The following is a 13,114-nucleotide window of genomic DNA, read 5'->3' on the forward strand; positions in this document are numbered from 1 at the left end:
TCGCTCCTGCTCGCCCGTGGATGACGAAGGTGGGTCGGGCCTACTGAAAATTACGCCCTTTGGGCATGACCCTCTCCGCCTCTTCCGACAGCGTTGCGAGATCCCGTTCGTCTTTCAGCATCGCGGGCCGAATTGCGGGTTGGCCGGAGCGGTCCGAAGGATCGGCGGCCGGCAGTGCGGCCGCACCGACCTTCTCCAGCAGCACGGTCAGCCAGGGCGTCAGGTCCTCGATCTTCTCGGCGACGATATGGACGACACCTGATTCCGACTGCAGTTTTCCGGTGACCTTCACAAACCGGGCACCCATGACGATGGGCCGGAAACGGGTGAAGGTCCTTTCCCAGAAGATGACGTTGGCGACGGCCTTGTCGTCTTCCAGCGTGAGAAAGATCGCGTTGCCCTTGCCGGGGCGCTGGCGCACCAGCACCAGCCCGGCAACGGAGACCCGCCTGCCGTCGCGCACGGAAGGCAGGCTGGCATTGGGAGTGATGCCGGCGCGGTCGAGCCGCTCGCGCAGGAAGGCGACCGGATGCGCCTTCAGCGACAGGCCGAGCGAGCGGTAGTCATGGATGACATGCTCGCCGAGCGGCATTTTCGGCAGCTTCGTCTCGGGCTCCAGCTCGCGCAGGCTGAGCGCCGGCTGGTCGAACAGCGGCAGCTTCTCGGCGGCACTCTTGCCGTCAAGCGCGCGGACCTCCCATAGTGCCGCGCGGCGGTCGAGGCCGATGGAACGAAAGGCGTCGGCCTGCGCCAATTTCTCGATCTCGTCGACATTGAGGCCGGAGCGCAGCCAGACATCCCGGACCGTCGAGTAGCCGGCGCCGCGCCGCTCGACGAAAACCTCCATGCGTTCCTTGGAAAGTCCCTTGATCTGCCGGAAGCCGAGCCGCACCGCATGCTGAGTCTCGATGACACCGTGCATTTCGGCATGACGCGGCAGGATGCGGGCCGGGTCGAAAAGCGCCTTTTCCAAAGTGCAGTCCCAGACGGAGAAATTGACGTCGACCTCGCGGATGTCGACGCCATGGTCGCGGGCGTCACGCACCAGCTGCGCCGGCTGATAGAAGCCCATCGGCTGCGAATTCAGGATCGCGGCGCAGAACACGTCCGGGTAGAAGGTCTTGAACCAGCAGGAGGCATAGACGAGCAGGGCGAAGGAGGCGGCGTGGCTTTCGGGAAAGCCATACTCGCCAAAGCCCTCGATCTGCTTGAAACAGCGCTCGGCGAAGTCCTTTTCGTAGCCTCGTCCTGTCATGCCGTCGATCATCTGCTGGCGATAATTGCCGATCGTGCCGGTGCGCTTGAAGGTGGCCATGGCACGGCGCAGTTCATCGGCCTTGCCCGGTTTGAAGCCGCCGGCGACGATGGCGATCTTCATCGCCTGCTCCTGGAACAGCGGCACGCCCAGCGTCTTGCCGAGAATCTCTTTCAGCTCCGCCTTGGGATATTCGGGTTTTTCCTTGCCTTGCCGCCGGCGCAGATAGGGGTGCACCATGTCGCCCTGGATCGGGCCCGGTCGTACGATCGCCACCTCGATGACGAGGTCGTAGAATTCGCGCGGCTTGAGACGCGGTAGCATCGACATCTGAGCACGCGATTCGATCTGGAAGACGCCGAGCGTATCGGCACGGCAGATCATGTCGTAGACACGGGAATCCTCCTTGGCGATCGTATCCAGGGTCAATGGCCTGCCATAATCGTCTCTCACGCCGTAATGGGTCTCGAGCAAAGTGAAAGCGCGCTGGAGGCAGGTCAGCATGCCGAGCGCCAGGATATCCACCTTGAGGATTTTCACCGAATCGAGATCGTCCTTGTCCCATTCGACCATCTTGCGCTCGTCCATCGCCGTCTTGACGATGGGGACGATCTCGTCGAGCCGGTCCCTGGTGATGACGAAGCCGCCGACATGCTGGGAGAGGTGGCGGGGAAAGCCCATGATCTCGTTGGCGCGTTCCATCACATGCCGTGACACCGGATCCCTGCGGTCGAGGCCGCCGGCCCTGGCTTCCTTCTCGCCGAGTTCCGAGGTCGACCAACCCCAGATCGAGCCGGAGAGAGACGCCCTGACATCCTCCGAAAGGCCCATCGCTTTCGACACTTCGCGCAGCGCCGAACGGCCGCGATAGCTGATGACGGCGGCGGCGAGTGCCGTGCGTTTGGAGCTGTATTTCGTATAGATGTACTGCATCACCTCTTCGCGCCGTTCATGCTCGAAGTCGACGTCGATATCCGGCGGCTCGTTGCGTTCCTCGGAAATGAAACGCTCGAAGAGCGTGTCGATCTTGTCCGGCCCGACCTCGGTAATGCCAATGCAGAAGCAGATAATCGAATTGGCCGCGGAGCCGCGGCCCTGGCAGAGAATGCCTTCGCCTCGGGCGAATTTGATGATGTCATGGACGGTCAGGAAATAACGGGCGTAATTCAGCCGCTCGATCAGGGCGAGCTCTTCCTGGATTCGTTTTATCACGCTGGCGGGGATACCGCCGGGAAAGCGCCGGGCCGCACCTTCCCGAGCCAGTCGCTCCAGCTCCGCCTGCGGTCCGAGACCCGATTCCGTCGGCTCGTCGGGATAATTGTACTGAAGGTCGCCGAGCGAGAAGGTCAGCTCTTGCGCAAACCGCAGCGTCTCCGCCAGCGCTTGCGGATACCGGCGGAATAGGCGCGCCATTTCCAGCGGCGGCTTCAGATGGCGTTCGGCATTGGCGGTCAGTTCCAGCCCCACCTCGGCGACCGGAACATTGAGGCGGATCGCGGTCAGCACGTCCTGCAGCGGGCGCCGTTCGGCCGTGTGGTAGAGCACATCGTTGGTCGCCATCAGCGGGATGCCGGTGCTCTCGGCGAACGCCGCCGCCTGCTCGATCCGGAAGCGATCATGGCCGGCATAACAGGGTGAGACGCCAAGCCGCAGGATCCTGCCGAAGCGACCCCTGAGTTCACGGAGCAAAGCCAGACTGTCTTGCGCGCCGGCCGCCAGATCGGGCAGGACCGCCAGCGACATCCGGTCCCCCCATTCGAGCAGGTCGTCGCGCCGGAGCAGGGTGGCGCCCTTTTCGGTCTCGTCACGCAGATTGGCCTGGGTGAGCATGCGGCACAGATGGCCCCAGCCCGCACGGTCCCTGGGATAGGCGAGAATGTCCGGCGTGCCGTCGCCAAAAACCAGCCGGCAGCCGGGATGGTAGGCAAGCTTTTCGACCTTGGCCTGCTGCCAGGCGCGCACCACGCCGGCGACGCTGTTGCGGTCGGCGAGCCCGATCGCGGAGAAGCCCATGAGCTTGGCCGCGACCACCAGCTCCTCGGGTTTGGAGGCGCCGCGCAGGAAGGAGAAATTCGACTGGATGCCGAACTCCGCATAAGGAATGACGGTCAGCGCGTTCATGCGAAGACCCCATGCATGAACCAGCGCGGCGGGGTTTGCGAGACGCCGCCGTAAAGGCCTTGCCGGTAGAGCCAGTAGCGGCGGCCACCGGCATCCTCGATGCGGAAATAATCGCGTGTCGACGCCGCCGCGTCGCCCGGCGCCTCGCGCCACCATTCGGCGGCGATGCGCTCCGGCCCTTCGGCGCGCGTCACACGGTAAAGCGCGCGGCGCCAACGAAAATGCAGCGGCGGTCCCTCCGGCATTTCGGTGGCCGGCACCTCGATGGGCTCGGGCGAACGGAACAGCCGGATCGGTCGTTCCGGCGGGAAGATGGTCATCGGCGCCTGCATCCTGTCCGGCTTCTTGGGTGGTGTGGTCCGGCGCGGGGCTTCGGTGAAGGGAATGACGGCGACGGCGCGTTCCGGCAGGTGGCTTTCCACGGGAACCGGCTGCAGAACCGCGCCCTCGCCGAGGCGGGCGCGGATACGGTCGGCGAACAGGGCGATGTCGGCGCCGTCATCGGCCGCTTCGCCGGTCAGATCGGTCTGCTGCATGTCGAAAGCGGCGACGGCCAGCACCGAGAGGCGCACTAGGTCGAAGCCAAAGCCGGCATCGATATGCTGCTCGAGTGCCGCCAGCCTTTCATGGAACAATTTCCGGATCAGCAAGGGTTCGCGCATCGGCCGCGAGGTGCCGAGCGCGATGCGGCTGACGGCGCCGTCGACGCGAAAAAGCAGTAGCGCCAGGCTCCTTGCGCCTTCGCCGCGGCGTTCGAGGTCGGTCTTCAAGGTCGTCGCCAGCATGCCCACCAGCCGCTCTATCTCCTCCGTCAGCGTGACGGGCTCGGCGAGATGACGCTCGACCGAAAGCGGCGCGACGGGAAGACGCGGTGAGATCGCCTCGTCGAGACGGCCAAGCGCCTGGTCGAGGCGCTGGAGCAGCAAAGCGCCGAAGCGGCGGGCGAGCGGCGCGCGCGGTGCCGCCATGACGGCACCCGCCGTGCGCAGCCCCACGCTTTCCAGGCTGGTACGGGTTTCCGGCGCTATGCGAAGGGCGGCCAGCGGCAAGGGCGCGAGCAGGGCTTCCTCCTCGCCTGATGGAACGATGCGGTCGCCGCAAAAGCGGGCCGCCGCCCAGGCCGCCCCGGGCGTGCCGGCAAGCCCGGCGCGGACGTCGAAACCCTGCTGGAAGAAGCGCGACAGGATTTCGTCCAGCATGGCGCGTTCGCCGCCGAACAGATGGGTGCAGCCGGTGACGTCGAGGAACAGGCCGTCGATGCCGTCCAGCGCCACCAGCGGCGTGTAGCGGTCGCACCAGTCGGCAAGGCCCTCGAGCAGGCGCCGGTCGGCCTCCGGATCGGCTTCGACGATGTCGATCGACGGATGCATGGCGCGCGCATCGGCAATCCCCATGTCGCGCTTCAGGTGCAGCGCCTCAGCCCGCGCGTCGAGGGCCGCGATGCGCTGCGCGTTGCCCTGGCGATGGCTGATCACGAGCGGTGGATGAGATGGCTGCGGATGATCCGGCGGCCGGGAACGCCAGGATTTCCCCAGACGCTGCCGCAGGATCCTTTCGGTCGCGAGATAGGGAAACCACAGGGACAGGATTCTCTGCCCATTCGTTGCTTGCCCTGCTTCTTTCCTCGCCCCTTCTTTCATCGAATCTGCATTCATCGGGGTTCCACTCCAGTGTGAATTGTCCAGGCAGGGCCGTGCGGCTCTTGCCGATGCTGATGGTGAAGGCCGGGTGACCGATCGAGCCGGCGAGCGGCCCGGCGACTGTTTCGCGCGGCACGGCCGGCGCCGAAGCGACAATCAGACGAACAGGCGCCGCCGTCGGTTCGGGCTCGGCCGCTTGTCGCAGCAGGAACACCGGCCGGCCGGCACCTTGCGCCCGCGCATGCAGGCGGCGTGTCGCGGTCAGGTCCAGCCGCTGCGGATTGCCGCGGATCTCCAGGATGACGGCTGCAAGCGCGGTCATGCGGGCCGCCTCCTCGGCGATCCACAGCGCATCGACAAGCCTGGGCGCCTCGGAAAACAGCAATTGCTGGGGCTCGATGCCGAACGAGGCATGCAGCCCCCTGGCATAGGGAAAGCCGGCCTCGTGGAAAATTTCCGATGTCCCGATCCACAGGATGGGCAGCCCCTGCGCCTGGTTGAGGATCAGGCTGACGATCGACAGGGCGAAACCGGCGACGGCGCCCGCATCGCGGGTTTCCAGGCCATGGATTTCGGTCAGGGCGGCTTTCGGCAGGCCGCCGCTGAGCGCGGCATCGAGCCGCTCGATGCCGATGGGCAGGAAAGCATCCGGCAAGGCCGCGGCAAGCCCGCGCCGGACGATCGTCAGATCGCTGCCGGCGTCAGCAAGGGGCGCGCCAGCCGGCGCCTGCAGGCGCTCGGGCAGCGTTCCCTCGATCTTCGCGATCTGGCGGCGCAGGGCAAAAACAGTCTCCCGCGCCACGGCGGTCATCGCCATGACGGTCAGCTTTCACTCACGATTGTTCCTGTTATGTTCCTATAGATTCCAGAGGGGATCGGAAGAGTCAAGCAGGCTCATCAAGGAATTTATTCCTCTTCCTGCGCGACACCGGCGTACAGGCGTCATTTGCCTCGACCAGCGCGAACGCCTATATGCCGGGATCAAAGGACAAAGCATGGCCCGCATCTACAAGACCCGCACCTGGCATGGTGAACTTGCGCCCTCGATGGAGGAATTGGAGTTCCTTGCCCTGGAGGCCTACGCCCACCTGCCGGAGGATTTTCGCAAGCTGACCGGCGAGATCGTCATCCAGATCGCCGAATTCCCGACCGACGAGATCATGGACGACCTGTCGCTGGAAACGCCGTTCGACCTGCTCGGCCTGTTCGAGGGCCGCGGCATCGCCGAACGCTGGAACCCGCAGACAGGCGAAGGCCCGAACCGTATCACGCTCTACCGCCGCGCCATGCTCGACTACTGGGCCGAAAACGAGGAAACGCTGGGCGACATCGTCACCCACGTGCTGGTCCACGAGATCGGCCACCATTTCGGCCTGTCGGACGATGATATGGAGAAAATCGAAGAGGCGGCTGAATAGCCCTCGGCGTTTTCCCCTACCAGTCGCTGAGCTTCGTATCCGGCCCGTATTCCTGGCCATCGACATCCTTCACCACGGCCTGGCCGCAGCGCATGGTCTTGGTCTTCTTGTCGTAGGCGTAGGTCGGCGAGCCGAACAGGTGCCAGCCCTTGTTCAGCGCCGCCGTCACCTTATGGCAGAAGCTGGCGTCGTCCGGGGCGGTGAGAAAGCGGTAGAGTTTCATCGTCCAATTCCTGTCGTGTATCCCAAATCGGCGAATATCATGCGCCGATGGCGGCCGCTTTCGCCAGAAGTTTTTCAGCCTGCGCCAAGTGCAACCGCTCGACCATCCTGCCATTCAGCGCGATGACGCCCGTGCCACTGTTTTGCGCAAGCGCGAAGGCATCCTTCACCGCGCGCGCCTCGGCCAGCGCCTGCGCCGACGGAGCGAAGGCACGGTTGGCCGCCTCGATCTGCGATGGATGGATCAGCGTCTTGCCGTCGAAGCCCATGGCGGCTGCCTGCGTGCACTCACGCGCGAACGCATCCGGGTCGCGGAACTCGTTGAACACCCCATCGAGCATGTCGATCCCGCCGGCGCGTGCCGCCAGCAGCATCTGCATCAGCCATGGCAGCAGATAGGCGCGATCCGGCGTCGCCAGCACGCCGGTATCCTTGATCAGGTCATTCGTTCCGGCGATGAAACAATCCAGGCGCGAGGCGGAGTCGCGGCCGAGTTCGGCGATGGCGCCGATGTTGAGCATGGCCTTGGGCGTCTCGATCATCGCCCATAGTTTCACGCTGTCCGGGGCAAAATTATCGTCCAGCACATCGCCGACTTCAAGCACGTCACGCGGCGTGTCGACCTTCGGCAGCAGGATGCCGTCCGGCTCCGCCTTGGCCACGGCCGCAAGGTCGTCAGTGCCCCATTCGCTGGACAGCGCGTTGACGCGTACCACCATCTCGCGTCGCCGGCCATTGGCATCAGGGCGGTTGGCGAAAATGCCGGCCAGTTTTTCGCGCGCGGCGATCTTGTCGGCGGGGGCGACGGCGTCCTCGAGGTCGATGATGACGGCGTCGCAGGCAAGCTGCGCGATCTTGGCCAGCGCCTTGTCGTTGGAGGCCGGGACATAGAGCACGGAGCGGCGCGGGCGGTAGATTTCGGTCATGCCAGATCTATGCCGTGTGTGATTGGTCGAGGCAAGCCGCCAGCCCTGCACGAAAACTGCACGCGCCTGCCGAAAACCTCCTCCGATCCGCCGCATCGCTTTCCTGCAGGCCTGCGACACAGGCGGCATGCACAAGCGAGCAAAACCCCGTCTGCCTTACCGGCTGCGCAGCGAAGGCTGGTGGCTGGTCGACCCGCAACGCGCCAACCCCGCTGCAATTCCCATCCCATTTGTCCGCAAGAGCCCATCGCCATGGCGATGGGACGCCATCAGGAAGATCAGGCCATGACCTCTTTCTTCCGCGCCGCGCCAAGCTATTGCAGCCGCTTCGGCGTCGCCGTGCTGCTGGTCGCGCTCGCCGATTTCCTGTTCTACGGCCAGCCCGCCGGGATCACGGTTCTGCTGTTCGCTACGCTGCTTGCCGCCGCGGCGGTTGCCGTGCATCCCGCCGCCTTCAGCGACGGGAAGATGTGGCTCAAGTCGGCCGCCTTGCTTGTCGCGCTGTTGCCGCTCGCCGAGACTGTCAGTCCCTTGTCCGTCTCGGTCGCGCTTGCCGCGCTGGTGGCGTTCGCGCTTTCGCTGAGCGGCCGCCCGTGGCACGGCATGGCGCGAATTGCCGGCCAGATCGTGCTGTTCGGACTGGCGGCGCCGTTCCGGTTCCTCGGCGATTTTCTCCAGTGGCGAAGAGCGGCGCGGCGGTTCGGCGGACATCGCATAAGGCTGGCGGCAATCGCGGTCTGGGTAATGCCGCTGACGCTGGGCGCGGTCTTCGTCGCCCTTTTCGGTGCCGCCAATCCGGTCATCGAAGAGTGGCTGTCGCTGATCGACGTCTTCAAGCTGCTCGACCTGATCCAGCTGACGCGGATTACCTTCTGGCTATTCGTGCTTGCCGGCGTCTGGGCCTTTCTGCGGCCACGCCTGCCGCGCTTTCAGCGCCGCATCGCCAGGCCAAATCACCCTCCTGCCGATGCCCAGCCAGCGGCCGACAGGCACGCCGTCGAGGATATCGTCTTCGGCAAGGCCGCCATCCTGCGCGCGTTGATCGTCTTCAACATTCTGTTTGCGCTGCAGAGCGGACTCGACGCCACCTATCTGTGGGGCGGGGTCGCGCTTCCCGATGGTTTGAGCTACGCCGCCTACGCGCATCGCGGCGCCTATCCCTTGATCGTCACCGCGCTGCTGGCCGCCGGCTTTGTCCTTGCGGCGCTGAGGCCCGGCAGCGAAACATCGGCCGACCCGCTCATCCGCCGGCTGGTCTATGCCTGGGTGGCACAGAACATCATGCTGGTCGTCTCGTCGATCCTGCGGCTCGACCTCTATGTCGGCATCTATGCGCTGACCTACTGGCGCGTCGCCGCCTTCGTCTGGATGGGACTGGTGGCGGCCGGCCTTGCGCTGATCATCGCCCGTATCGCGCTCGGAAAATCCAGTGAATGGCTGCTCTCCGCCAATCTTCTGACGTTATCCCTAACGCTTTATGCCTGCTGTTTCATCAACTTCGCAGCCATGATCGCCACCTGCAATGTCGACCATTCCCTCGAAATGAGCGGCCAAGGCATCCCGCTCGACGTCAGGTATCTCCGCTCGCTCGGGCCGGACGCGTTTCCAGCGCTCGATCGCATCTCCGATCGTCAGCGCGGGACGGCCAATGCCGGTGCCGTCGGCGAACTGGCAAGGTTGCGCGGTGTCGATGAAGGCTGGTATCGCAGCCTGCAGGAAAACTGGCGAAGCTGGAGCTTCCGCGACTGGCGCCTGCTTCGCTATCTCGACAACAGGCGGCCTATTGTTCCCAGCGCCGCAGAACTCGTGCCGGATCGCTAATCCATGCCGCATCACATCCTCGTCGCCGACGACGACCCGCATATCCGCGAAGTGATCTGCTTCGCGCTGGAAAAGGCCGGCATGAAAACGGCTGCCGTCTCCGATGGCGCCGCCGCCCTGCAGGCAATCGAACGAAGCACACCCGACCTTGTCGTGCTCGACATCGGCATGCCGGAGATGGACGGGCTGGAGGTCTGCCGGCGGCTGCGTCACACATCAGACGTGCCGGTGTTGTTCCTGTCCGCACGCGACGAGGAGATCGACCGCATCCTCGGGCTCGAAATGGGTGGCGACGACTATGTCACCAAACCGTTCAGCCCGCGCGAACTCGTCGCCCGTGTCAACGTCATTCTGCGCCGCGCCCGTCCGGCGGCGCCGGAACCGGCCGACGACAGGCAGTTCGCGCAGGGAAAGCTCACCCTGGCGCCGGCCAGCCACGCGGCCGCCTTCGACGGCAAGCCGCTCGCCCTGACGGCGATCGAGTTCTCGATCCTGAAAGGGTTTCTGGCGCGGCCCACCCATGTGCTCGACCGCGACGCGGTGATGGCCAATGCCTATGCCGGCAAGATCCATGTCGCCGACCGCACCGTCGACAGCCATATCCGCAATATCCGGGCCAAGCTGGCGGCCGTGGGGTGCCCGGAGGTCATCGAGACCGTGCACGGCGTCGGCTTCCGGCTCGGCCGATGCGGCTGACGACATCAAGCAAGTCGATTGGCAGCAAGTGGGTCGGCCGCAAATGGCGGCCGCGCCTCGCCACGGTCGTCGTCGCCATCCTGATCCTGGTAATGTCCCTGCCGCTGGTCGGCCTGTTCTTCTTCCGCCTCTATGAGAACCAGCTGATCCGCCAGACCGAGGCAGAACTGATCGCACAGGGCGCGGCCATCGCCGCCATCTATGCGCAGGAGGTCCGCGACGCCGGCATTTCACCGGAAAAGCTTGGCGTGGCGATGCCGCCGGCCAATGGCTATGCGAGCCGAGGCGCCAATCTCGATTCGCCCTATCGGCCGATCGAGCCGCAGCTCGATCTCGCCTCGGACTACGTGCTTGCGACCCGGCCGGCGGGGATCCCCGCCACGGTCGATCCCGCTTTCGCCACGATCGGCGCGCGGCTGGCGGGCATTCTCGACGCGACGCAGAAGACCACGCTGGCCGGCTTCCGGCTGCTCGATCCCTGGGGTGTGGTGATTGCCGGGCGCGACGAGACCGGGCAGTCGCTTGCCGGGGTCGAGGAGGTGCGCGCAGCACTTGCCGGGCGCTATGCCAGCGCGCTCCGGCTGCGCATCCCCAACCAGCCGGCGCCGCCGCTCTATTCGGTCAGCCGCGGCACAAAGGTGCGCGTCTTCGTCGCTTTGCCGGTGGCCGTCGACGGCAAGGTCGCCGGCGTGGTCTATGTCTCGCGGACGCCCAACAACATCATAAAACATCTCTATGGCGAACGCGGCAAGGTGACGGCGGCGGCGATCGCCATTCTCGGCGGCACGCTGCTTATCGGCCTCGTCTTCCTGCGCACCGTCAGCCGGCCGATCTACGCGCTGATCGACCGCACCCAGCGCATCGCCGCCGGCGAGCGCGACGCGATCCGGCCTCTCGACCACCATGGCACGCGAGAAATGGCGGAGCTTTCCGCCGCCTTTCTCGACATGGCCGAAAAACTGCAGGCGCGCTCGGACGCCATCCAGACCTTCGCCACCCATGTCTCGCATGAACTCAAATCGCCGCTGACGGCGATCCAGGGCGCGGCCGAACTGCTGCGCGATTCAGGCAGCGCGATGGGCGATGACGAGCGGCGGCGCTTCTCCGACAATATCGTCACCGATGCAGGGCGGCTCAACCTTTTGGTCCGGCGGCTGCTCGACCTGGCGCGGGCCGAAAACCTCGCACCCAGCGGCGAAAGCACCTCGGTCGGCGCGGCGCTGGCCCTGCTTCCCGTCGACACCAGGCTGGCGGTTGAAGTCAAGGCCGGTGGCGACCTGGCCTTGCGCATCTCGGCCGAGAACGCGGCGATCGTGCTTGCCAACCTCATCGACAATTCCGCCAGGCACGGCGCGACGCTGGTTTCGATCACCGCCGCAAGCGCCGGCGGCAAGGCGACCGTGCTGGTCAGCGACGACGGCGCCGGCATCTCGCCAAGCAACCAAGCGCGCATCTTCGAGCCGTTCTTCACCACGCGACGCGATACGGGCGGCACCGGCATGGGGCTTGGCATCGTGCTGGCCCTCCTGAAAGCGCATGATGGTACGATCCGGCTGGTTGACTCCGAGCGCGGCACGCGCTTCGAGATCACTTTGCCGGTCGCGTAGATTGCGGGCGGCGGATCGGAGAAAAAAGTGCGCTACGACATCGTCATCATCGGCGGGGCCATCGTCGGGTCCTCGATCGCCTACTATCTGCGCGAGGAAGGGTTTTCCGGCTCGATCGCGCTGATCGAGCGCGACCCGCAATTCGCCCATGCGGCGACGACGCTGTCCATGGCCTCGATCCGCCAGCAATTCTCCATTCCGCAAAACATCCGCCTGTCGCAGTTCACGCTAAAACTGTTCCGGCGGCTGAAGGAAGAATTCGGCACCGACGCCGATATCGGTTTTCGCGAGGGCGGCTACCTCATCCTTGCCGGCGAGGCCGGGCTGCCGATCCTGAAAGCCAACCACGAAGCGCAGGTCGCCGAGGGCGCCGACATCCTGCTCGAGGACGCCGACCAGCTGACGCGCCGCTTCCCCTGGCTGTCGACCGAAGGCATCACCGCCGGCGCCTATGGCCGGACCGGCGAGGGCTGGTTCGACGCGCATGCGATGCTGATGCTGTTTCGCAAGGCGCTGCGGCAGAAGAAGATCGACTTCATCAGCGCGTCGGTCACCGGCGTCGAGCGGCAGGGTGACCGCGTCACCGGCGTCAGCCTCGACAATGGCGATCGGCTCGAGGCCGGCACCGTCATCAATGCCGCCGGGCCGAATGCTGGCAAGGTCGCCGCCCTTGCCCAGCTTTCGCTGCCGGTCGAGCCGCGCAAGCGCAACGTCTTCGTGTTCGACGCGCGGGACAAATTCACTGACATGCCATTACTGGTCGATCCCTCCGGCATCTATGTCAGGCCGGAAGGCTCGGTCTACCTCACCGGCGGCGCCGAGCCGGAAGAGGGCGATGGCCCGGCCAACCCCGGGGACTTCGACGTCGACTGGCCGCTGTTCGAAGAGGTGATCTGGCCGGTGCTGGCAACCCGCATCCCGGCCTTCGAGGCGATCAAGGCGACGCGCGCCTGGGCCGGGCACTACGACTACAACACGCTGGACCAGAACGCCGTGATCGGCCCGCACCCGCAAGTGACGAATTTCCTGTTCGCCAACGGTTTCTCCGGCCATGGCCTGCAACAGGCGCCGGCGGTCGGCAAGGCGCTGGCCGAACTGATCGTGCATGGCGGCTACCGGACGATCGACTGCTCGGCATTTGGCTACGCGCGCGTCGCCGAAGGGCGGGCCTTCCGGGAATTGAATGTGATTTGAGGTCAGGGGCTGCCTCGCGGGTTTGCCAGGCGCTCAGTTTCTTCGTCATTCCAGGGCGGAGCAGGAGCGAAGCGACGTCGCGGAGACCCTGGAATCCATCCCGTTACCGTTGTCGTAGTGTTCTAACGGCGCAGAACGAAGGGGGTGCCGATTGGCGCGTATTGTCGCGATAAGTCGACGTCGCGGCATGGATTCTAGGGTCTGCGCCGCGTCG

10 protein-coding genes are annotated in these 13,114 nt (G+C 65.4%); 5 read left to right on the forward strand and 5 right to left on the reverse strand.

The window, feature by feature from the left end:
- Positions 1 to 40: 40 nt before the first annotated feature.
- From LB557_RS23350 to LB557_RS23360, 3 genes are read right to left on the reverse strand one after another with little or no spacing between them, the layout of a single operon-like run.
- Complete coding sequence (locus LB557_RS23350; RefSeq protein WP_224642682.1) at positions 41 to 3,376, reverse strand: error-prone DNA polymerase; 3,336 nt, start codon at positions 3,374 to 3,376, stop codon at positions 41 to 43.
- Positions 3,373 to 4,851 carry a DUF6504 family protein gene (locus LB557_RS23355; RefSeq protein WP_224642683.1) on the reverse strand — a complete coding sequence of 493 codons (1,479 nt, stop codon included), beginning with the start codon at positions 4,849 to 4,851 and terminating at the stop codon, positions 3,373 to 3,375. Before LB557_RS23355 ends, LB557_RS23350 begins: the two co-directional genes overlap by 4 nt.
- Positions 4,793 to 5,833 carry an ImuA family protein gene (locus LB557_RS23360; RefSeq protein WP_140719706.1) on the reverse strand — a complete coding sequence of 347 codons (1,041 nt, stop codon included), beginning with the start codon at positions 5,831 to 5,833 and terminating at the stop codon, positions 4,793 to 4,795. Before LB557_RS23360 ends, LB557_RS23355 begins: the two co-directional genes overlap by 59 nt.
- 178 nt (positions 5,834 to 6,011) lie before the next feature.
- Here LB557_RS23360 and LB557_RS23365 point away from each other — a divergent pair, with 178 nt between their 5' ends.
- Positions 6,012 to 6,434: a metallopeptidase family protein gene (locus LB557_RS23365; RefSeq protein ID WP_140618287.1), complete on the forward strand. Its 423-nt coding sequence runs from the start codon at positions 6,012 to 6,014 to the stop codon at positions 6,432 to 6,434.
- A 16-nt stretch (positions 6,435 to 6,450) separates the two neighbouring features.
- On the opposite strand, the gene LB557_RS23370 is transcribed toward LB557_RS23365, so the two are convergent.
- Positions 6,451 to 6,657 (reverse strand): DUF1737 domain-containing protein, encoded by a 207-nt coding sequence (locus LB557_RS23370; RefSeq protein WP_015314987.1) that lies wholly within the window; start codon positions 6,655 to 6,657, stop codon positions 6,451 to 6,453.
- A gap of 37 nt (positions 6,658 to 6,694) precedes the next feature.
- Positions 6,695 to 7,582, reverse strand: coding sequence for an HpcH/HpaI aldolase/citrate lyase family protein (locus tag LB557_RS23375; RefSeq protein WP_224642685.1), 888 nt, complete (start codon positions 7,580 to 7,582; stop codon positions 6,695 to 6,697).
- Positions 7,583 to 7,867: 285 nt separating this feature from the next.
- Here LB557_RS23375 and LB557_RS23380 point away from each other — a divergent pair, with 285 nt between their 5' ends.
- The 4 genes from LB557_RS23380 to LB557_RS23395 are packed head-to-tail and all read left to right on the forward strand — an operon-like array spanning position 7,868 to position 12,900.
- Entirely contained in the window at positions 7,868 to 9,403 is a 1,536-nt protein-coding gene (locus LB557_RS23380; RefSeq protein WP_224642687.1) for a DUF4173 domain-containing protein, read from the forward strand.
- A 3-nt stretch (positions 9,404 to 9,406) separates the two neighbouring features.
- Positions 9,407 to 10,099 (forward strand): response regulator transcription factor, encoded by a 693-nt coding sequence (locus LB557_RS23385; RefSeq protein ID WP_140660431.1) that lies wholly within the window; start codon positions 9,407 to 9,409, stop codon positions 10,097 to 10,099.
- On the forward strand, positions 10,090 to 11,706 hold the full coding sequence (locus tag LB557_RS23390) for an ATP-binding protein (RefSeq protein WP_224642689.1): 1,617 nt from the start codon (positions 10,090 to 10,092) through the stop codon (positions 11,704 to 11,706). Before LB557_RS23385 ends, LB557_RS23390 begins: the two co-directional genes overlap by 10 nt.
- A gap of 27 nt (positions 11,707 to 11,733) precedes the next feature.
- Entirely contained in the window at positions 11,734 to 12,900 is a 1,167-nt protein-coding gene (locus LB557_RS23395) for an NAD(P)/FAD-dependent oxidoreductase (RefSeq protein ID WP_224642691.1), read from the forward strand.
- The last annotated feature ends 214 nt before the right edge of the window (positions 12,901 to 13,114 follow it).

Source organism: Mesorhizobium sp. BR115XR7A, from assembly GCF_020165315.1.
GTDB lineage: Bacteria > Pseudomonadota > Alphaproteobacteria > Rhizobiales > Rhizobiaceae > Mesorhizobium > Mesorhizobium australicum.